20 protein-coding genes are annotated in these 22,830 nt (G+C 44.0%); all 20 read right to left on the bottom strand.

The features are described 5' to 3' along the window. Positions 1-63 precede the first annotated feature (63 nt). Complete coding sequence (locus IEW05_RS06905) at positions 64-858, bottom strand: TIGR00282 family metallophosphoesterase (protein WP_188540760.1); 795 nt, start codon at positions 856-858, stop codon at positions 64-66. Between the two features lie 116 nt (positions 859-974). Then, complete coding sequence (gene rny, locus IEW05_RS06900; RefSeq protein WP_188537081.1) at positions 975-2,519, bottom strand: ribonuclease Y; 1,545 nt, start codon at positions 2,517-2,519, stop codon at positions 975-977. A 299-nt stretch (positions 2,520-2,818) separates the two neighbouring features. Further along, on the bottom strand, positions 2,819-3,646 hold the full coding sequence (locus IEW05_RS06895) for a regulatory protein RecX (protein ID WP_188537079.1): 828 nt from the start codon (positions 3,644-3,646) through the stop codon (positions 2,819-2,821). Positions 3,647-3,772: 126 nt separating this feature from the next. Continuing rightward, positions 3,773-4,831 (bottom strand): recombinase RecA, encoded by a 1,059-nt coding sequence (gene recA / locus IEW05_RS06890; protein WP_188537077.1) that lies wholly within the window; start codon positions 4,829-4,831, stop codon positions 3,773-3,775. Between the two features lie 1,080 nt (positions 4,832-5,911). Continuing rightward, the gene (locus IEW05_RS06885) at positions 5,912-7,177 is read right to left on the bottom strand and encodes a competence/damage-inducible protein A (protein WP_188537076.1); all 1,266 of its coding nucleotides are present in this window, start codon (positions 7,175-7,177) and stop codon (positions 5,912-5,914) included. 118 nt (positions 7,178-7,295) lie between these two features. Further along, positions 7,296-7,883, bottom strand: coding sequence for a CDP-diacylglycerol--glycerol-3-phosphate 3-phosphatidyltransferase (pgsA, locus tag IEW05_RS06880; protein ID WP_188540759.1), 588 nt, complete (start codon positions 7,881-7,883; stop codon positions 7,296-7,298). 255 nt (positions 7,884-8,138) lie between these two features. Next, positions 8,139-8,630 carry a YajQ family cyclic di-GMP-binding protein gene (locus tag IEW05_RS06875; RefSeq protein ID WP_188537074.1) on the bottom strand — a complete coding sequence of 164 codons (492 nt, stop codon included), beginning with the start codon at positions 8,628-8,630 and terminating at the stop codon, positions 8,139-8,141. A 158-nt stretch (positions 8,631-8,788) separates the two neighbouring features. Further along, entirely contained in the window at positions 8,789-8,956 is a 168-nt protein-coding gene (locus tag IEW05_RS06870; RefSeq protein WP_188537072.1) for a hypothetical protein, read from the bottom strand. 87 nt (positions 8,957-9,043) lie between these two features. Next, entirely contained in the window at positions 9,044-10,015 is a 972-nt protein-coding gene (locus tag IEW05_RS06865; protein ID WP_188537070.1) for a helix-turn-helix domain-containing protein, read from the bottom strand. Positions 10,016-10,093: 78 nt separating this feature from the next. Further along, positions 10,094-10,861, bottom strand: coding sequence for a DUF3388 domain-containing protein (locus tag IEW05_RS06860; RefSeq protein WP_188537068.1), 768 nt, complete (start codon positions 10,859-10,861; stop codon positions 10,094-10,096). Positions 10,862-11,071: 210 nt separating this feature from the next. Next, positions 11,072-11,326, bottom strand: a complete 255-nt coding sequence (locus IEW05_RS06855; RefSeq protein ID WP_188540758.1) for a DUF3243 domain-containing protein — start codon at positions 11,324-11,326, stop codon at positions 11,072-11,074. Positions 11,327-11,453: 127 nt separating this feature from the next. Next, positions 11,454-12,221 (bottom strand): elongation factor P 5-aminopentanone reductase, encoded by a 768-nt coding sequence (gene ymfI, locus IEW05_RS06850; RefSeq protein ID WP_188537066.1) that lies wholly within the window; start codon positions 12,219-12,221, stop codon positions 11,454-11,456. A gap of 1 nt (position 12,222) precedes the next feature. Next, entirely contained in the window at positions 12,223-13,503 is a 1,281-nt protein-coding gene (gene yfmH, locus IEW05_RS06845) for an EF-P 5-aminopentanol modification-associated protein YfmH (RefSeq protein WP_188537064.1), read from the bottom strand. Between the two features lie 3 nt (positions 13,504-13,506). Continuing rightward, positions 13,507-14,787 carry an EF-P 5-aminopentanol modification-associated protein YfmF gene (yfmF, locus tag IEW05_RS06840; RefSeq protein WP_188537062.1) on the bottom strand — a complete coding sequence of 427 codons (1,281 nt, stop codon included), beginning with the start codon at positions 14,785-14,787 and terminating at the stop codon, positions 13,507-13,509. A gap of 171 nt (positions 14,788-14,958) precedes the next feature. Next, on the bottom strand, positions 14,959-15,804 hold the full coding sequence (sleB, locus tag IEW05_RS06835) for a spore cortex-lytic enzyme (RefSeq protein WP_188537060.1): 846 nt from the start codon (positions 15,802-15,804) through the stop codon (positions 14,959-14,961). A 172-nt stretch (positions 15,805-15,976) separates the two neighbouring features. After that, positions 15,977-18,598, bottom strand: a complete 2,622-nt coding sequence (locus IEW05_RS06830; protein ID WP_188540757.1) for an FtsK/SpoIIIE family DNA translocase — start codon at positions 18,596-18,598, stop codon at positions 15,977-15,979. A 148-nt stretch (positions 18,599-18,746) separates the two neighbouring features. Further along, the gene (locus IEW05_RS06825) at positions 18,747-18,974 is read right to left on the bottom strand and encodes a YlzJ-like family protein (protein WP_188537058.1); all 228 of its coding nucleotides are present in this window, start codon (positions 18,972-18,974) and stop codon (positions 18,747-18,749) included. Continuing rightward, complete coding sequence (locus IEW05_RS06820; protein WP_373285823.1) at positions 18,971-19,735, bottom strand: ClpP family protease; 765 nt, start codon at positions 19,733-19,735, stop codon at positions 18,971-18,973. Before IEW05_RS06820 ends, IEW05_RS06825 begins: the two co-directional genes overlap by 4 nt. 269 nt (positions 19,736-20,004) lie before the next feature. After that, entirely contained in the window at positions 20,005-21,684 is a 1,680-nt protein-coding gene (locus IEW05_RS06815) for a ribonuclease J (RefSeq protein WP_188537056.1), read from the bottom strand. 234 nt (positions 21,685-21,918) lie between these two features. Beyond that, positions 21,919-22,779 (bottom strand): 4-hydroxy-tetrahydrodipicolinate synthase, encoded by an 861-nt coding sequence (dapA, locus tag IEW05_RS06810; RefSeq protein ID WP_188537054.1) that lies wholly within the window; start codon positions 22,777-22,779, stop codon positions 21,919-21,921. Positions 22,780-22,830: the final 51 nt, after the last annotated feature.

Here is a 22,830-nt window from a genome sequence, read left to right as displayed (position 1 = left end):
ATATTCGGAAGTAGCAGATACATTCCTTATTTTTCAGGAGAGGTACTTCAGCGGACTTTTTAACTAATCCATTATCCACTCATCTTCCAATAGACGAATCTTTTGAATCTTCTTCGCACGCCCTGTAGCATCATCCAACTCAACGAATACAGCATGGAACTGCCACTTACCTTCGCATACTTGAAAACGTACCGGTAATTGGGTTGTAAACTTGCGTAGAACGGCATCCCGCTGCATACCGAGCACACCTTCACGTGAGCCAACCATACCCGCATCAGTCAAATAAGCGGTCCCCTGAGGTAGGATAGTGTCATCGTTGCTCTGTACATGCGTATGCGTACCAACCACCAACGAAACAAGGCCGTCAAGATACCAACCCATAGCAATCTTCTCGGAAGTTGCTTCTGCATGAAAATCTACTAAGATATGTTTATGTTTCTTGGATATATCTTCGAGAATCTCGTCTGCTACCCGGAAAGGATCATCAATTGCGGGTAGAAATGTGCGTCCCATCAGATTGACAACCGCGAGCTCTTTTCCATTGGCTTTAATAACAGTATGGCCCAACCCTGGTGTTCCAGGTGGAAAATTAGCAGGACGAACCATCCGCGGCTCGTCATCTATGAAATCAAATATTTCCTTATTATCCCACGTATGATTCCCCATCGTTAAACCATGTATACCCCAATCAAAAAATTCCCTAGCTATAGCTCCGGTAATGCCTCTTCCTCCCGCAGCATTTTCGCCGTTTGCAATAATGATATGCGGATTGTATTTTGATTTTAAATGGGGAAGACTCTCTTTCAATGCCTTGCGTCCTGTGTTGCCAACAATATCTCCAATAAATAATACTTTAATGTTAATTCCCTCCTCATAAGCCGTGCACTTCTGGTGCCTTACGTACCTTTATAATTATAGCCACTTTGGCCAAAATGAAAAAGCGGCCCTCAAGGGGCCACTTTTTATTATACCATTTACTTAGCGTATTCAACCGCCCGTGTTTCACGAATGACGGTAACCTTGATATGACCAGGATAATCCAGTTCACTTTCAATTGTCTTCGTAATATCTCTTGCAAGACGGAATGCTTCTGCATCATCGATCTTATCAGGCTGAACCATAACCCGAACTTCACGGCCCGCTTGAATGGCAAATGATTTCTCAACGCCCTCAAATGATTCAGAAATTTCCTCAAGCTTCTCCAGACGCCGGATATACGTTTCTAACGTTTCACGTCTCGCTCCTGGTCTTGCTGCCGATAATGCATCGGCTGCACCTACCAACATCGCGATAACGGAAGTGGCTTCACAGTCCCCGTGATGGGATGCGATACTGTTAATAACCACTGGATGCTCTTTGTACTTCTTCGCTAGTTCCACGCCAATTTCAACATGTGAACCTTCCACATCATGATCAAGCGCTTTACCAATGTCATGCAATAGACCTGCGCGTTTTGCAAGCACGATGTCTTCGCCCAGTTCCGCGGCCATAAGACCAGTCAAATAAGCGACTTCCATTGAATGCTTCAGCACGTTCTGACCATAGCTTGTCCGGAACTTGAGTCGTCCCAAAATCTTGATCAAGTCAGGATGCAACGCGTGTACGCCAACTTCAAAAGTAGCTTGCTCCCCATACTCACGAATGCGTTCATCAACTTCGCGACGAGATTTCTCAACCATTTCCTCAATCCGCGCTGGGTGAATCCGTCCGTCTGCAACTAATTTCTCCAAGGCAGTACGAGCAATTTCACGACGAATAGGGTCAAATCCCGACAAAATAACCGCTTCCGGTGTATCGTCGATAATAAGATCAATACCGGTTAACGTCTCAAGAGCCCGTATATTACGTCCCTCACGTCCGATAATCCGTCCCTTCATCTCTTCGTTAGGCAACGTTACCACTGACACCGTAGTCTCAGCTACATGATCCGCTGCACAGCGTTGGATGGCAAGTGTAATGATCTCACGAGATTTCTTGTCCGCTTCTTCTTTCGCTTGCTGCTCAATATCTTTGATCAATTGCGCCGATTCATGGCGAACTTCTTGCTCCACATTGTTAAGAATAATGGTACGAGCATCTTCCATGCTTAAATTCGAAATGCGTTCCAGTTCCTGAACCTGGCTCTTGTAAATCAGGTCAATTTGTTGTTGTGTTTCTTCGATACGTTTCTCTTTGCCTGCCACTTGCTCTTCTTTGCGTTCAAGTGAATCTAATTTTTTATCCAGCGACTCTTCTTTTTGCAACAATCGTCTTTCCTGCCGTTGAGTTTCATTTCGACGTTCACGAATGTCCTTATCAGCTTCAGTTCTGAGCCTATGAATCTCATCTTTGGCTTCTAGAACTGTTTCTTTTTTCAGTGCTTCTGCGTCTCTCTTGGCACCCTCCAAGATTTGACTGGCAGCATGTTCTGCACTGGAAATTTTAGCTTCCGCAAGAGATTTGCGAATAAAATACCCGACCACGAACCCCAAGAATAAAGCGGCTACAACGAGAACGATCCAGATTACTGTTGATGGCATCTGTTCACCCCCTCGCTGATTCCTCCAAGGTATTCCTTGGGATTGTTCCAATTTGTAATTAACTCATTCATCATCATACTAAGAATCGATTACAGGCCGATTCAGGTAGGCTGTTCATGCAAATGCACGATATTTCCGCAAAAGTACGGAAGTCAGACCTTCATGATAGGCGAACAGAATCTCTATAGAGCCATAATTTTGGAAGGAAAAAAGACTCCATTAAATATAGATTCATACTCATTTTATTATTTGACGAAAGAAGTTGTCAAGCAAATGACAAGATAAGTCGTCTTTTGGTCCTATAAGTCTTCCCAGTCTTCTAATCCATCTACTCCATCTCTCAGACACAATTCACTAATCACCTTAGAAACTAACCCTCCAGAGTAACCGCGTCGCATTAAAAACGCTCCAGTCTTGCGTTTCCGATCTAACGTTTCTCCCTTCGTCGCTCTCCATTTCTTCGCACCCAGTTGTAATGCGCTGTCGAATTCATCCTCTTCACTCACTTCGTTAAGCGCTTCCTCTATGAGAGGCTTGGAGACGCCCTTCTGACGCAGTTCATGTCTTACCCACAGCTTGCCCTTGCCCCGATTCTTAACCCGCTGCCCGGCCCATTCTAGCGCGTAAGCGGCATCATCAATAAAGCCTTCGCTCGCAAGACGTTCAATCACTTCCTTGATCGTTTCGGGGCTCCAGCCTTTTTCAGCAAGCCGGAGCGAGATCTCATGTGCAGTACGCGGCTTTCGACTCAAATAGAGTAGAGCATCGGCATATCCTCGCTGCCGCTCATCTGCTGATACAATCTCTTCTAAATCGTTCTTGGTAAAAATAGCCCCCTGGATCATCCGGTATCTAATCATTACATCTTCATGAACATCAAGCGCATATGGACCAAAGAAGATCCGATAACGGAATTTCGGTCGTTTAAGAAGTTGAACAGAAGTAATCGTCAGATCTATGTTTTCCGGAAAAGTAGATAGTCCACTTTCTTCCTGTTTCGGATTCTCAGAACCTTGGCCCCAAGAACTTTCATCCGAGATATCAACAACCTCGTTCTCACGACCGCCTCCAGCTCTTGTTCTATCCTGTCGTCCTCGCTTCTCCCAGCTCTCATATCGATGATCCACCCCGCCCGCTCCTTTGCTTCTTAATTAATGTTGATTTATTAAAAAATATCCCCGTCTATACCAAAAACGCTCTGTCCCGGCGAACATCCGCCGGGAATCAGAGCGATCAACTACTTCCAAAATATATTAATCTTCGAGAAGCTCTTGCTCTTCCTTCAATTCCTGCTCCAGGTCCGCTTCAGAAGTCGGAGGAACCGTCGTTGTCAAATTGCTGACCTCGCGAATTTTCTGCTCAATGAGGTCCGCAATCTCTGGATGATCCTTCAAATATTGTTTCGCGTTCTCGCGTCCTTGGCCCAGCCGTTCTCCGGAATAAGAGTACCAAGCACCACTCTTATCCACGATATCATGCTCAACACCGATATCAACGATACTACCTTCTTTGGAAATACCTTCACCATACATGATGTCAACTTCAGCCTGTTTGAACGGAGGTGCTACTTTGTTCTTCACGACCTTAATCCGTGTCCGGTTACCCACCATGTCATTACCCATCTTGATCGCTTCAATACGACGTACATCAAGGCGAATCGTGGAATAGAACTTCAATGCCCGTCCACCCGGAGTTGTCTCCGGATTACCAAACATGACGCCTACCTTCTCACGCAACTGGTTAATAAAGATGGCAATCGTCTTCGACTTGCTGATAGCACCAGACAATTTACGAAGCGCTTGAGACATCAATCTTGCTTGCAGACCAACGTGGGAATCCCCCATGTCACCTTCGATCTCCGCTTTTGGTACCAAAGCTGCCACGGAGTCAATAACTATGATATCCACCGCTCCACTACGTACCAGTGCTTCGGCAATCTCCAATGCTTGTTCACCTGTGTCCGGTTGAGACAACAGCAACTCGTCGATATTTACACCTAACTTGCTAGCATAGGAAGGATCAAGCGCATGCTCTGCGTCAATGAAAGCTGCTTGTCCACCAGTCTTCTGAACTTCAGCGATGGCGTGCAGAGCCACCGTTGTCTTACCAGATGATTCCGGTCCGTACACTTCAATAATCCGACCACGGGGAAGCCCCCCTATACCTAAAGCGATATCTAATGCCAAAGATCCGCTGGGTATAACTTCCACTTGCATATGAGTGGATTCTCCCAATTTCATAATCGAACCTTTACCGAATTGTTTTTCTATTTGACGAAGCGCCATATCCAGCGCTGCACGACGATCTGACATTCAATTCACATCCTTCTCATGATTAAATCCTAGAGTAATTGTAACCTGTTTTGGAACGTTTGCCAAGCATTTTTTCGAACATACATTCGTGTATAGGTCACAACCCTCCCAAACCCTCCCTTATCTTAAGGGAGGGCCCCCAGGGTTGCACCCTCAGGTCTCCCGCTTTTACGGAACTTAGGAGTGATAGAGGCGCTCCTGCTCGCTGTACCCTACGGGGATACGCTTTACTTTGGTAGGTGGAACGCTTTTCCTGGATCACATCCCACCCAAACCCTCCCTTATCTTAAGGGAGGGCCCCTAGGGTTGCACCCTCAGGTCTCCCGCTTTTACGGAACTTGGAGTGATAGAGGCGCTCCTGCTCGCTGTACCCTACGGGGATACGCTTTACTTTGGTAGGTGGAACGCTTTTCCCCCTTCGGGTACGTCTTACTTTTGGAGCTCCTGGGCTACCAGTTGAAACATGCTGCAGGCACTACTACTGTCGAAGCACCCGAGTGACTTTGAGAGGTAGAGTCGCTTACGCCCTTCGGGCACGCTCTACTTGAGTGCTCCTGCATTGGTGCTTACTGTTACTGGTGTGCTTCTTTGCTTCTTTGCTTCTACTTTGTGCTTGGAGTCGCTAGCCCCGTAGGGGATGCGCTCACTTTAGAGCAAAGTCTTAGATTGACTGTAGTGGAGTGACTATCTAATACTGTTGTGTATAGAGTCGCTGGCCCCACAGGGGACAAGCTAATCGAATATACACTGCCTTACTAAGAGCTCCCAAGTTGGGGGAGTGAATATTGCTCTTCGGTGAATAGATAGCGAAGCGGGACGTTTGAATCTGGAGAAACGAAGTGGTCGCCTTTGTATTCGGATTATTACCTCATGGTAATTAATCTAATCGAATAATCCGAATACAACAGCGATCGAAGGATCAAACGGCATGCGTAGCGTACTTATTCACCAATTTTATTTATTCACTCCCCTCAACGACAAAATTTCATAAAAAAAAGAACCGTAGCACAACTGGGTCAGTTAGCTACGGTTCTTCCGTGACTTGATTATACATCTTAGCATGGGGGACATGCAAGATGATTAATTAGCAGCTTCGTTCGCTTTAAGTTGCTTCCATAAATGATAGAGGACGGTTTTGGCAGAACGGATTCGTATCGTATCGCGGTTCCCTTTTAGGTTCAGCTCCATCACCATGGTGTCGCCACCTCTACGGGATATAGCGATGTAGACGAGGCCAACAGGTTTACGCTCAGAATACCCCGGGCCAGCCACACCAGTAATGGATACACCAAAGTCTGTATCAACAATCATCCGCACCTGCTCAGCGAGTACCTGCGCCGTTTCAGCGCTAACAGCACCAGGCGCATCCTCACCCTCCAACATGTCATGCGGTACGTTAAGTAACTTCTCCTTCATTGCGTTGGAGTAGCATACGATTCCGCCAATGAACACGGTAGCACTGCCCGGAATCGTAGTAATTGTCTCCATCAAAAGACCGCCCGTACAACTCTCCGCTACGGCTAAAGTAAGCCCCTGCTCTGTCATCATATCTATAATGACTTTCTCGATTGGAACATCCTCATTCGCATAGAGATGCTCAGATAACCTAGAAGCGATCTCCTGCTCCATCGTTTTTAGCTTGCCTGATGCCTCACTCTCACTATCCGCCTTCGTCGAGATGCGAATCGTAACTTCGCTTTCCTTTGAATAAGGCGCAATCGTAGGATCGGTCTGATTCTCAATCAGATCCATCAATTTCGTCTCAAGCAAAGATTCACCGATGCCGGCAAATTTGAGCATTGTTGAATAAATCGGCATCTCGTTCGTCAGAACGTGCTGGAGAATCCATGGTTTCGCCTCATTCTGAAACATAGGTTTCATTTCACTAGGTGGTCCTGGTAGAACAATATAGAACTTACCATCCTCAGCGATAGCATTTCCTACGGCTAGCCCTGTCTCATTTGGCAGAGGAGTGCCACCATCAATAGCCAAAGCCTGTCGCCGATTGTTCTCTGTCATTGGAGTACCTCGGTCTTTAAAGAAACGATCCAGATTATCCATTGCCATCCGGTCGATATGTAGAGATCTTCCTAGGACAGAAGCTAGTGCTTGCTTCGTAATATCGTCTTGTGTAGGCCCAATTCCCCCAGTGAAAATCATGAGATCGGCACGGGATGAAGCGAGTCGTACCGCCTCACACAGGCGATTTATATTGTCACCTACCACGGTTTGTACATATACATCAATACCAAGCGACGCCAATTCCTGAGATAAGTATTGAGCATTGGAATTTACGATTTGACCAAGTAATAGTTCCGTACCTACTGCAATAATTTCCGCTTTCATGTCAGCCATGTCTCCTTATACGGGCTATAAGACGAAACCCACTACTTTAAAGAGATTGTTCATATCTCCCGAAATTATTGATTCCTTATGTTGTAAATTCACAAATACAAGTTATTGCTTAAGCCTTAGACAACGAAAACAGTGCTTTGTTTTTGACAAAATAGTCGATACCTGAATAAATCGTAATCAACACAGCTAGCCAGATCGCGATGTCATCAAATGGAATATTTAACCATTCGAATGGGAAGTTGTTGAGTAACAACGCTGAAATGGCGACAATCTGAGTGATCGTCTTTATTTTTCCCCACTTGCTAGCAGCGATAACAGAACCCTCTAACAATGCTACTTCACGTAAGCCAGTCACGGCAAATTCACGGCTGATAATAATGATGACCATCCATGAGTCACATTTACCCATCGCAGCAAGCGCAACTAACACAGCTGCAACTAATAGTTTATCAGCCAATGGATCAAGCAATTTGCCTAGATTAGTAACCATATTACGTTTGCGGGCAATATAACCATCAATTCCATCCGTACTTGCCGCAACAATAAACAGCAATGCACCGATCAGTTGATTGAGCGGAAGATGATAATTCCCAAATTGCAGTTCATGCGTCCACCACTCAAAATCTACGAGCAGCGCCACAAGCATAAGCGGAATCATAAAAATACGAGCAAGCGTGATTCGGTTAGGCAGATTCAGATTCACAGGATAACCTCCCCCGATAAATCATAAACATGTTTTACGAAAAAATCTCCATCATGCTTGTGAGTCAGGTTCAGTTGACTCCCTAGTCTTGCGATCATCATTTTCTCTGTCATGAGTCGTATCCCCCATCATATAAAACCGTCTAAACATTACCTCTACAAGTATAATATTTTGAAACGGGCGCTGTCAAAAAGAAAGCAAGGTCCCTCACAATGGATCTACACCGCGGGGACCAAGCCTATAACTGAACTATTTAAAATTAGTAAATTGTAAATCGACAGACAGATCAGCCTTGCGAAGTAATTGCATGATCTCCTGAAGATCATCTTTACTTTTTCCTGTAACTCGGATTGAATCACCTTGAATCTGACTTTTGACTTTTAATTTGGAATCACGAATCAGAACGTTTATCTTCTTCGCATTTTCCTGATCTATACCTGTCTTCAAATTGATCCGCTGACGTACTGAACCAAGGGAAGCTGGTTCAATCTTACCATAATCAAGATTCTTGATTGGCAAGCCCCGTTTGATCATCTTGGACTGTAATATATCGATAACAGCATTCAATTTGTATTCATCGTCAGAGGCGATAACGAGTACATCTTTTTCAATCTTAAGCTCACTCTTGCTACCTTTAAAATCAAAACGATTAGCGATCTCCCGTTCCGTCTGATCGATCGCGTTAGCAAGTTCCTGCATATCCATTTTTGAGACGATATCATATGAACTTTCTGAAGCCATACTTCACAATCCTTTCCTTATTTCCTATATCCATTAATTATATGCCGGAATGTTAGGCCCTGTCCACTTGGATTGGCAAGTACCGCTAGATAATCCCCTAGAACAACAAAACAGACGTTCAGTAGCTAAGAGCTACTATTAACGCCTGAAAATTAATATTATTTACTTTTCTGGTGATCTTCATGGCGAAACATGTTCAGAACTCCAAGCACAATATGAGCCAAACCAAATCCAAGAACGCCATATGCCCAATCACTTGGGGTTAAGTAATATCCAATAAGCGCAACGACGATACCCACACCAATAACAATCCAACTGAGTGTCATGGACAATACACCTCACTTCTAAAAATAAAAGAATAAATTTACTAGTATCTCTACCAGCAAATTTATTCTTCCCTGAAGTGTAAACCCTTATTCGACAGTACCCTCGGTATTGGTGTTCTCACCCGAATCCAGATTCAACTGGATCTTAGACGTATTTTTGCCATCTTCCACGACCACTCCAGCAACAGTGATTGTCGTGTAAGGAGAAGCACCTGATTTAATATATATGCCTTCAGGTCCGAGCTCATATTTCAATACATCGCCATCGGCAGTTGTATCAAAAAATAGCTTTTCCCCGTTCTTATCCCCTTTACGAATGTCCATCCAACTCCGGCCTGTCGCGGTAATGACAACTTCTACCGGCGCTCCCCCCGGATTCTGAACCTTAAACTTTGTAGTGCTACCATCTTTACCATCAGGTACAACGGTTATGTCTTGCGGCACATCTGTATCCGTGCCATTGTCAGTTCCCTCATTACCTGTATTTTCAGTATTCCCTGTATTTCCGTTGTCCGATCCATTCTGACCTTTTTCTGGCTCAGTATTATCGCCATTTTGAACATTTCCTCCAGAAGCGGAGTCAGAATTGTCTGGATTTAAAGGGTCCTTCTCAATTTGAGTAAGCTTGGTTGGATCTGTCACCTGCTTATCATCTGGTTTGTCTGTATTGCCCCAAACCGTAAAATATAAATAAATAACGATAAGAATTAACACTGCAAAGGACCACATCAACGTTGTCGACAACCATTTAGAATTGCGTTCCGTCGCTACTCGACTGCGACGCTTTTGAAGTACTGGTTCCATCGTCTGTTGCTCTGATACCGTAGCCGGAACGTGTTGGCTATGCTCTTCGAGTAATTCATCTGCGTTAATACCTACAGCTTCTGCATAAGTTTTAATAAATGCCCGCACATAAAAACTCCCTGGCAAAACCTTGTAATCTCCCGCCTCGATGGCTTCCAAATACCTTTTGCGAATTTTTGTTACTTCTTGAACATCGTCGAGCGACAAACCTTTGGCAAGGCGCGCTTCTTTTAACTGCTGACCCAAATCCGACACAACCATCACCTCCAGTTAATTGATTTTATATGGGTACTACCCTATATTTTTATTTTTCTAAAAAATAATCCTTAGATCCTATAATTCATCATCATACATCGTAGTAAACGTATCATATACGATTTCTTCTTCCGGATTGTTACGTAATTCAATAATAATGTCAAAGTCATCGTATTCATAACTTGTTTCCTTGATAAATACATCTGGATGTTCAATGACTTTAGTCGATGGCATAGACATGATCTCTTGCAGCAATTGATGATGCTTTTCATTGGTACGGAGTGTGCTGATAATGCCATCTATGATAAAGACATTATGAGGATTTATTTCATCCTCAGATAATTGACTACGCACAGTCTGACGAAGCAAGGTTGAGGACACAAAGGTCCAACGCTTCATTGCACAGACACTGCCTGCGATAATGGATTCCGTCTTACCAACCCGGGGCATACCACGCAAACCAATGACCTGATGTCCGTCTCTCTTTAATACTTCACCCAAAAAGTCGACTAATAACCCAAGTTCATCCCTTGTGAACCGAAATGTCTTCTGATCATCGGAATCGCGATTGATATAACGCCCATGCCGAACAGCCAACAAATCAACTAAACGTGGGCTTCGGAAAGCAGTTACCGTAATGCTATCGACTTTGCTGAGCATATTGCCGATCAGAGCAATCTTCTCGTCATCATTGCTCTCGATCAACATTCCCCGTGTTTCCCCTTCGACACCATTGATCGTCAAAATATTAACCTCAAGCATCCCCAGCATTGAGGCAATATCCCCCAGTAAACCTGGACGGTTCTTATGTATCTTATATTCCATATACCACTGTTTCTGTTTCATCGTAACACCTTCTCTATTTCCTACTTGCTCTTTTCGACAATATAGGACTTATTTCCTGCTTTTCTCCTGAAATTACTATATGTTTATTCCTTAAACGTCTCATTTAATTAACAATCCGTATTTTATGATATATAAAAAGAATTTGAAAGGCAAGCCACAGAGAAAAATTGGAGAAAAGCCCCCCGCTTCGGGGAGCTTTTCAGTGTCAAACTATGCGTTTTTCTTCGCCAATTTCACCATTAAACGTGCAATGGTTTTACGCTCCGCTTCATCGCCTACATCCCAAATTTCCTTCAGGACACGGTTAGAAGCGTTCTGCGGATCGACTTTCTCATCAAGGAAGTCACCAATCTCGTATGCAAGATTAGCGATCACTTCCTCACTGAGACCTGCTTGTTCCGCATTTTTGACACGTTCACCCAAGAAATTTTTCCATGTATCGAAATTTTTGAGTACTGTTGACATCATTAAATCCTCCTTCGCTTGGCGCATGAGATTTAAAATCAACAGTTGTAATATGTGATTCTCAGGACACATTTATTCAACCCTGAGGCCCAATACCACTTACCCATTTATGCATAAATCACTTACATCAGGTCATCCATCCACCATTTGGACTAATGATCTGACCTGTAATGTAACCCGATTCAGGTAAAGCCAAAAAATAGACAAGCGAAGAAATCTCTTCAGGAGAAGCCAGCCGTCCGGCAGGAATTTCTTCTTCAAGAAGTCTCAGCTCTTCTTCATTAAATCGGTTCATCATATCTGTCTTTACCGCGCCTGGAGCTACGGCATTTACGGTAACACCCGAAGGGGCTAATTCCTTAGCCAACGCTTTCGTAAAAGCATTTACGCCACCTTTAGCTGCCGAATAGACCACTTCACATGAACCCCCGGATATTCCCCAAACCGAAGACACATTAATGATTCGACCGAACCGCTGCCCAATCATGTACGGCATAAAAACTTGACTACAAAGAAAAACACTCTTCAAATTAACATCCATGACTTCATCCCATTTATCTTCATCAACGTCTGAAAGTAATCCATAATGTGAAATTCCTGCATTATTCACTACAATATCAGGACGTAAGCCATGAGATTCCAATCTTTCCTGCATTCGCAAAATTTGCTCTTTACTTCGCAAATCAGCCGTTACTGTGTACACTTTGGCACCTAATTCCATGCATTTGCGTGCAACTTCATTAGCGGCTTCGTGTGAGTTCAAATAATGAATAACTACATTCATGCCAACCGCGGCAAATCTTAGTGCCACCTGAGCCCCAATCCCTCGACTTGCTCCGGTAACGAGTACGGTCATTTCCCCGATATTCTTCTCCACCCCATGATGTATTGTCATTTTAAGGACTCACCACAAGAGATACGGCTAACTGTTCCCAATCAATATGCTCCCGAAGACGCTCGTTTACCTCTTCCAGAGTCAAGGACTCATAAATCGACAGGATGGAGAATAGATCTCCCCCGCGGAAGCGATATCTCGTAAATTCATGGGCGATATTCTCAGGTGAATTGAGCATTCGCAAATATCCACCAATTTTCTTTTTCCGTGCTCTCTCGAAATCTTCTTCTTGGAAGCCCGAAGCAGTCATAGCCTTCACTTCTTCCGTGATGATCTTCAATAGAGCATCCGGGTCCTTCGTATCTCCACCAATGGCTGAAAACCCATAGTTTGGATCGCTGTTATACTCATGTCCAAAGCTGTCAGAGATCAAGTCCATATCATACAACTTTTGATACAGTTTCGTGCTAGAACCAAACAACAGATCCAAAGCGAGCTTCGTCGTTAAATCACGCTTAATCAGCGCCTCACCCGATAGACCAATCTGCTTATCCTTAAATCCAAACAAGCATTTAGGTAACGATACCGGTAGTTTGATTTGCCTACGCTTCTCATGCACTTGTGTTGGTTCCTCTTGGAACAATCGGTTGATCGCACCTTGAGGAGGATAGTTCTTGTTCGCCTGGTTATTTCTAACCAGATCAAACACTTCCTTTGCATCAACACCCCCAACAACAAAGAGTAACATATTGCTGGGATGATAAAACGAGTTATAACATGTATATAGTGTTTCTTTTGTGATGGTGGCAATGGAATCGACGGTGCCGGCAATATCGATATGAACGGGATGAAGCTCATACATGGCTTCGATCAGTCCAAAATAAACTCTCCAATCTGGATTGTCTCGATACATTCCGATTTCTTGCCCGATAATCCCCTTTTCTTTCTCCACATTCTGATCTGTAAAATATGGATTTTGCACGAAATTAATTAATGTCTCTAGGTTAGCTGGAATGTTCTCCGTTGCCGAGAACAGATATACCGTTTGATCAAAACTGGTAAATGCATTAGCAGAGGCACCTTGTGAAGCAAACTTAGCAAAAATGTCACCTTCCGGCTCCTCAAACATTTTGTGCTCCAAAAAGTGGGCAATACCATCGGGTACAGAAATCTCTTCCTCACCCTCTACCTGGAAATGATTATCAACCGAACCGTATTTGGTGGAAAAGGTAGCATATGTTTTCTGGAATCCAGGCTTGGGTAGCACGTAAACCTGTAGACCGTTATCCATCGTTTCATGATATAGGGTTTCCTTCAACGCATCATAAGTAATGACTTCCACCCGCTACACCTCCCTTTTCCCAGTCAAAAAGTAAATGGTATTCAAATGGAATAATCCAGCTATACCAACAACATCTTCTGGTGTAACTTTCTCCACTTGACGAAGCAACTCTTCCGCCGGGCGATCCTTGTTTGATAGCACGCGATTGAAATCGTAAGCAATCATTTCGAATGCAGAATCCTGAATTTCGAGTAGACTATTACGAATCATTGCTTTCGTTTGAGACATCTCAAGCTCACTGATCTCACCTTTTTTCATACTTTCCAGCTGGGCTTTAATGATATTGAGCGCTTTTTCATAGTTCTCAATCTCAATTCCAGACTGAATCGTAACGATGCCTTTATGCCCATCGAACCGTGAAGAAGCATAGTAAGCGAGACTTTCCTTCTCACGTACGTTGATGAACAGCTTAGAGTGAGGGTAACTTCCAAGAATACCGTTATATAACAGGGCCGCGGCATATCTCTCATCACTATAAGTAATCGGAGTGCGCAGGCCTAAGTTTAATTTGCCCTGATTAACATCTAGGACCTCTTCCACTGTCTGAACTTCTCCTGCAATGATATCACTGATGGTCTGGGCATAATCCGGTGCAGAAGAACGATTAAGATTGAATTTGGACTCCACTAATTCTTGAATCTCAGCTAGCGACGTGTCACCAACTACGTATAAATCCATGCTAGCTTGCCGTAACCATTGCTGGTAGGCTTCATACAATGACGCTGGTGTAATCCCAGCCAAATCATCAATCCGGCCCAATGGATGTAGACGATAAGGATCATTCTTGAACATTTCTTCAATACAGCGTTCTGCTGCATAACGTATCTTATCGTTGATGATTGACTCTAACTTCTGACGTACCGTTTCCTTTTCGGCTTCAACATAGGAAGAGCGAAATACACCGTTCTCTGTGGCCGGATGAGTTACCACTTCCCCTAGAAAAGAAAATGTCTTCTCCAGCAAGGAATCCCCACTCTGTACAAAAGAGTCGTTAATCGTATCCATCCGAAACTGGACAATTTGATAATTGCCACGTTTATAAACGTCAAATCCGAAGCCTGCACCATATAGATGTTCAAGCTGCTTCTTGAATTCAATCGTCTCTGGATGGGACTGCGTTCCACGGCGAAGTACAAACGGCGTTAAAGCGGTAGTTGTAACTGTATCCTCCTGAAGCGGGATACCAGCGAATAATGAAACTGCGAAAGTTTTGAATCTGGTAGTTGGCAGGACGTGAATCCGGATATTACCCGCGCTGCCGCGCTCAAATTGTGTTTTGTTCAATCCCAAAACTCCTTTACAAGAGACTGATGACGCTCTAACTCGTGAAAATTTGTAGTTCCATTCTATACCATCCCAAAGTAAAGAAGCAACCTGGCGTATCGACCGGCTGCTTCTGTCAAACGATATTTATATGACAGATATGAGCCCAGGTGCGACAGGGCTCTACATCTGTCACATGCAGAAAATATGTTTTCCGATAGTCTTCACTTGCGGACGAGTCCAAATCCATTTGGACGTAGCTGTTTCAGGGTTAAAGTAGTATAAGCATCCATCTGATGGATCCCAACCATTCAAAGCTTGTTGAACAGCCTTACGAGCACTCTCATTGGGTTCAAGATAGATTTGCCCATCGGCTACTGCGGTAAATGCACCAGGCTGAAAAATAACGCCTGAAGCGGTGTTAGGGAAGCTTGGTGATTTAACGCGATTTAGAATAACGGCAGCAACAGCAACTTGACCTTCAAAAGGTTCTCCACGTGCTTCTCCATAAACGGCATTCGCCATGATTTTTAAATCATTAGCCGAAAGTCCAAGCCCACTTGCATTAGATAATTGGGGTTCTTTTTTTGTTGGTGTTTTCGGCGTTGTTGCAGGTTTTTTTGCCGTCGTTCCAGCCTTTTCTTGCCCCCACTTCCAGTTCTTTGTGGCGTTATATAGCTTAAGCTTGGTCTTTGGCCCTGCCAAACCGTCGACCTTCATTCCGAACTCTGATTGGAACCATTTTAGCGAGTCCCGAGTTTTCGAACCGAAGATGCTGTCTATTTTGCCGTAATAAAAACCGAGATAAGACAGTCGTCCTTGTAGTTCATAAACATCATCACCAAACGCTCCATAAGTGATGACCTGAGAGCTGAAGACAGGCATTGCAGGTGGTAAGGATTCAGATTCAGCTTTTTCTCCTATAGTCGTCGGTTTTTCGGCAGTTTGTCGGAGCTCTATGACTTGAATTACTCCGTATACAACTCCGAACAGAAGCAGCACTAAACCGGCAGCAAACCAAATTTTCGCTTTTTTCATACGTTTAGCTCTACCTTTCTTTTGTGGATTAACATGAATGGTTGACTTTAGTATGACAAGCGTAACGTCTTCCTATGCACCCAGCGGCAATCAAAAAAAAGAGTTGCCCGCAAAGCCACATTACGGCTTTAAGAACAACTCCTCTGTATGCTTTTCTATAACCCAATATATCTTAGGAAGAGATTCTTCCCGACTTATACTGATCTATGGATATCAAGACTTCTCTTGGCTTACTACCCTCGTAAGGCCCTACAATCCCTCTTGCCTCCATAGAATCGATCAACCGCGCTGCTCGGGTATATCCTACACGCATACGGCGTTGAAGTAGCGAGACCGAGGCTTGCTTAGCTTCCAATATAATCTGTACCGCCTGATCGTATAACTCATCCATTACTTCTTCCTCTTGTTGAACCTCTTCGTCTACCTCAGGAACGAGGCTCTCATCGTATTCAGCTTGTCCTTGACCTCGAACATAACCCACAATGGCTTCCACTTCCTGATCACTCATGAACGCCCCTTGAACACGAACAGGCTTGGATGCGCCCATTGGCATGAACAACATGTCTCCACGGCCCAATAGTTTCTCAGCTCCGGCCATATCAAGAATCGTTCTTGAATCCACTTGCGAGGATACGCCAAAGGCAATACGTGATGGAATATTCGCCTTGATAACCCCAGTAATAACATCAACAGAAGGTCGCTGTGTCGCAATAATCAAGTGAATACCTGCAGCACGTGCCATTTGCGCAAGACGAGCAATCGCGTCCTCTACATCTTTGGCTGCAACCATCATTAAGTCAGCTAATTCATCCACAATGACGACGATATACGGGAGCACGGCTTCCGGGTTATCTTTCATCATTAGGTTATACCCTTCAACATTACGCGCACCAGACTTAGAGAATAACTCGTAGCGTTTCTCCATCTCCACGACGATTTTCTTAAGTGCTAGTGAAGCCCGTTTTGGATCTGTTACCACAGGTGCAAGCAAATGTGGAATTCCATTGTACATATTCAACTCGACCATTTTTGGATCGACCATCAAAAACTTCACTTCGTCAGGTTTCGCCTTATACAAAATACTCGTAATAATTCCGTTAATACATACTGATTTACCAGAACCTGTAGCTCCTGCTACAAGTAAATGGGGCATCTTCGTCAAATTACCGATGATTGTCGCGCCAGATATATCGCGTCCAAAAGCAATCGACAATTTGGATTCCGCTTCCTGGAACGTAGGTGTCTCCATAACTTCACGCATCGTAACAAGTGAAACTTCTCCGTTAGGTACTTCGATACCAATCGCTGATTTACCTGGAATTGGTGCTTCCATACGGATATCCTTCGCGGCTAATGCCAAAGCGATATCGTCGGTCAAATTCACGATCCGGCTTACCTTTACGCCGATATCAGGTTGTATTTCATAACGTGTAACAGCGGGACCACGAACTACTTCTAACACACGGGCTCTAACTCCAAAGCTCTCAAGTGTGGCCTCGAGCTTACGAGCCGTCTGCATATAATCTGCTTGGTCGCCTGATTTAGAAGCACCTTCTGGTCTCGACAGTAACTTGAATGATGGTAGTTTGTATGGTTTGGGAGCTGGCTTTGGTGGAAGCACTGGAGCTGCTATATCATCAGCATCAAGCTCACCAGATTGCTGTTCTTCAACAGGAGAAGAGTCTACATCATGTAAAGTATCAACCACGTTATCCGTATTCTTGTCGATGTATTCATGTAGGTCTTGTCCAATGTCCGTTAAATCATCAACTTCAAAATCCTCTTCACGAATGCCCGTTTCTCGTTGAATATTATCGAAAAAGTCACGGATAATTGGTCCTGTATCTCCTGCCGAACTTCCCGGGGAATGTAGACCTTCGCCCTGTTTACTCCCTATAGTTCCCGCCCCTACACCGGCATATTGGAGATCATTCCAATTAATTGCAGCAGGAGGACCTTGTACCATAACGTCTCCTACTGTTTGCGGTTCTAGCTCATGCGGAGTTGGCGATTCTACTGGGGTTACTGCATTAGTACGACCTTTAAACCCAAACAACTGAAAGAACACAGGCTTCTTCATCAGTGGTCTAGAGGCTGGCTTAAATTCATCTTCTTCAACATCATGGGCTTCGTCGTCCCTATCCATTGGGACCGTTTTAAGTACCCGTTGATTCTTCCCTGTAACCGGAATAGGACGTAGCATACGAAGCTTCTTGCCAAATTGTTCAGCTAGGATGGCCAATCTACCTCGCAACAAACGGAATAAATCTACGTATGACAGACCTGTGATCAGCATAAAGCTAATTGCTAGCATAACAATCATAATAAGCTTGGCGCCCGCCATACCGAATAGAGAATAGAGTAACGCAAACTCCAATCCCCCTATGTATCCACCACTAATATTCATGTTTAGCAGACTAAATCCAGCATCCCCCATCCCAGGTGCAAAGAGCGATCCCTGTAGGTCCCGATGGATTTGTGATAAAATATTGCCTGCCGTCAATGGTACTGCAGGTGCCAGCTTCTGCTGCATAGCAAGAATAGTACTCATCAATGAGAGAGCAAGTACAGCGAGTAAAGCCCCACTGCGTCTAGTGCTCCAGCGTGATGGCCACTTTCTACTAATCATGACAGCTAGTCCCACATAAACTCCTATCAATGGAATGACAAAATAAAACTTACCTAGAATAAGCGCGGACATTTTGGATAAAGTTCTTCCGACCGCAGCCTCCCCGGACAAGGCGATTATCGATAATGTGATTAGGATGATTCCATAGATTTCATATTTGAGCATGCTACCAAGCTTAGCTTTTTTCTTTTTTCGTTTATTTGCTGCCAAAAAGGAACACCCCCTAGATGAATATTATACCATATTCAGGCGGGGGCATCCTATAAAGGTTGTTCAAAAAATCATCTTTTCAGCATCAAAGTTTATCACACACTTATCTAAGCAAGATCGGAATATAAGCAATTTGTCCACCTGGAGCATACGCTGGGTTTAAATAATCGTCTAGAGAATTACAACGCAACAAACGAACGATAGTTGCTCGATTTCCCCCATCCATTCTCACCTGCATGAGAACTCCTCCAAGTTCGATCTCACTATACATCTCCTGTGATTCCTCATGCTCCCATTGCAACTCTTCGGGTATTATTGTATAAAAGCTCATTGGGTCATCCCTCCCAAGTTTGCACTTGCTCGTCGTGAGTCAATCAATGAATTCAGTTTATTGAGACCTTCACCAATTCCTCCAATTGCATCAATCAAGCCACATTTCACCGCTTCAATTCCACCTACGGCTGTACCAATATCCCGGTTAAGTCCTCCAGTTCTGAACATAAATTCCTTGAAGGTTTCCTCAGAAATATGCGAATGCATGGTTACAAAACGAACTACTCTCTCCTGCATTTTCTCAATATATTCAAATGTTTGTGGTACACCAATCACAAGTCCTGTCATACGAACCGGATGAATAGTCATGGTTGCGCTCTCCGCAATAAGCGAATAGTCGGAAGCTACGGCAATCGGTACACCGATACTGTGCCCTCCTCCAATTACAACAGTTACCGTTGGCTTGCTTAGCGATGAGATCATTTCAGCGATCGCAAGTCCAGCCTCAACATCTCCTCCAACTGTATTTAGAATAATCAGCAGACCCTCGATATTGCGATTCTGTTCTGCCGCAACTAGCTGCGGAATCAAATGCTCATATTTGGTCGTTTTATTTTGCGGAGGTAGCACAAGATGTCCTTCTATTTGTCCAATAATCGTTAAGCAATACACGTTCGACTCCCCTGGTGTTGGTATTGCGGTTTGCCCTAGTTGTTGAATCATGTCCGTGACTGCTGGATTCTTTTTATCACCTTCAGGTTGTGGAGGTATTTCTCCTTCATTTTTGGTATTCATCTGCACCCTGGGATAGTTATTCATCATTATTGATTCGCTTCCTTCCGGCCTGACCGGCCCTATTCTCGTCAAACAAGTCTTCGCAAGAAATAGTATGCCGACAACCGTCCATCATCTATACAGGCTTATCCACAAAAAAACACCCCTGCAATGCAAGGGTTTCAAATCGATCATAGTCATTTTCTCCCGAAAATAAAAAAAGCCTCCTCTCCCGCAAGGAACCGTCCAATATTACCGGCAGGAGAAGAGGCGACTGTGTGCCTATCTTATTATTTAATTCTGTAGGATATTACTTAGACTTCCATAATAATTGGAAGAATCATCGGTCTACGACGCGTTTGTTCGTATAGGAACCGTCCAAGCGCATCCTTCACATTCGTTTTCAGTGAAGCCCATTCATTCACGTTCTCGCTCATCAGCTTCTCTAGAGTGCTGGATACAATGCGATTTGCTTCGTCAAGAAGACCTTCGGATTCTCTAACATAAACGAACCCTCTGGAAATGATATCTGGACCAGATACAATCGTTCCATCCTGCTTACTCAAAGTTACCACGACAACTAGGATACCGTCTTGCGACAATAGCTTACGGTCGCGGAGTACGATATTACCTACATCACCAACACCCAAGCCATCAATCAGTACGTTACCTGCAGGGACTTTCCCTGCTTTACGAGCAACGCCGTTGTCAATCTCAACGATTTCCCCGATATCTACCAAGAAAATGTTGTCTGGATCTACACCAACGGATTGACCCAATTGGGCATGTTTGCGAAGCATACGGTATTCACCGTGAATCGGAATGAAGTATTTCGGTCTCATCAAGTTAAGCATTAACTTCAGTTCTTCTTGACTACCATGACCAGATACATGAACTCCTGAGTTGGATCCACTATATATAACTTCAGCTCCAAGTCGGAACAATTCATCGATAGTGCGACCTACATATTTTTCATTACCTGGTACCGGTGTTGCGGCAATGATTACCGTATCTCCAGGCAAAATATCCACTTTGCGGTGTGTCGAACGTGCCATACGTGTTAACGCTGACATCGGCTCACCTTGGCTACCTGTGCAGAGAATAACAACACGATCTGCAGCCATTTTGTTCACTTCTTCTGGTTCAATCAGAATACCATCAGGTACATTGAGATAGCCAAGTTCTGAAGCGATCGTGACCACATTGACCATACTGCGACCGATAATCGTTAGTTTACGGCCAGTTGCATAAGCAGCGTCAATCACTTGTTGAACACGATGAACGTTTGATGCAAAGGTTGCTACAACCACACGTTGCTGTGCTTTGCGGAAAATATCATTGAGTACGATACCCACATTTTTCTCCGAAGGTGTAAAGCCTGGCTTCTCAGCATTTGTACTATCCGAGAGAAGCGCAAGTACTCCTTTGGCACCGATTTCACCCATACGATGCAAATCAGCAAACTGATCATTGACAGGAGTATGATCAAACTTAAAGTCACCTGTATGCACTACATTTCCTTCTGGAGTCTCTATACAAACTCCGACGGAATCAGGAATACTGTGATTTGTTTTGAAGAAAGTTGCCTTCATCGAGGTTCCCAGCTCAATTTCCGAATCCGCGTTGATTAGCACCCGTTTCGTCTCACCGAGCAAATTAGCTTCCTTCAGCTTGTTCTCCACAAGACCTAAAGTCAATTTCGTTCCATAAACGGGAACGTTCAAATTCTTGAGTACATAAGGTAGTCCACCGATATGGTCTTCATGACCATGGGTCAATACGATCCCTCTTACCTTGTCACGGTTCTCCGTCAGGAAAGTGATATCAGGAATGACGATATCGATACCAAGCATGTCCTCTTCCGGAAATTTTAGCCCGGCGTCAACGACAACAATATCATTGGCATACTGAACGACATACATGTTCTTTCCAATTTCTGCGACGCCGCCCAATGCAAAGATCGTCAATTTTTCATTATTATTTTTTTTGGACAAATCAATCTAACCCTCCTAATTAATTTGGACGTCGTATCGTTTATTATTATTAATTTTAATTAAAAATCACCGCACCCAGTCACTTGAAACCATTATACATGATTAATTTGAGAAAAAACAAGTCGGATGCTTTCTTTGGAGGCCTATCCTTACCTTGCACTATTGCAAAAAAACCGATGCCTCTAGGAAGGCAACGGTTTTTGGTAGAACAAGATTTATTTGGAATTATGCTTCTTAATTCAGTAAGCTGCGAATAAAACGAGCTTCCTCTTCAGTTGGTGGAATGAGCGGCAGACGAACTGAGCCAACCGAGATTCCAAGCTCGTTAAGTGCATATTTCACGCCAACAGGATTTGGACATGAGAACAAACCAGAAAATACTGGTAAGATTTCCTGATGAAGTTTGGCAGATTCTAGTACTCGGCCTTCTAGGAAAGAAGTAATCATTTGCTTCATCTTATCACCAATGACATGACTTGCAACGCTGATCACACCGTAAGCACCTATAGACATCGCAGGCAACGTAGCTGAATCGTCACCAGTGTATACCTTAAAGCCTTCTGGAGCGCCTCCAGCGACTATCGCAACCTGTTCCAAAACACATTCTTTCGTGGCAACTATGTTAGGAACCTGTGCCAAACGAAGCGTTGTCTCTGCGCTCATACTAATCACGGTACGGCTTGGTACATTATATAGGAAAATAGGTAACTCGGTAGATTTAGCGATCGCCTCGAAATGACGGTATAGACCTTCTTGACTAGGCTTGTTGTAATAAGGTACCACGACTAGGGCGCCATCAACTCCACACCGCTCTGCTTCTTTGGTTAAGTGAATTGCATGCGCCGTACTATTACTGCCCGTACCCGCAATGATTTTGCACCGACCTGCACTATATTCAACAGCAAATCGAAACAATTCCAATTTCTCATCATCAGTAACTGTTGGTGACTCACCTGTCGTACCACATACGACCAAAGCATCGGATTTCTGGTCTGTGATCAAATAGTCCATTAATCTTTTGGTCTGTTCCCAATCGATGAGTCCCTGATCATCAAAGGGAGTCACCATGGCAGTAATTAATCTTCCGAAATCCATTGATTCTCCTCCTTCAAGCTTCTGCGGACACCCATCTTACCCAGGCATAGA

It is taken from the genome of Paenibacillus segetis, assembly GCF_014639155.1.
GTDB classification, from domain to species: domain Bacteria; phylum Bacillota; class Bacilli; order Paenibacillales; family Paenibacillaceae; genus Fontibacillus; species Fontibacillus segetis.
The sequence above is the reverse complement of the archived record's forward strand: the minus strand, read 5'-3'. Positions and strand labels throughout refer to the sequence as shown.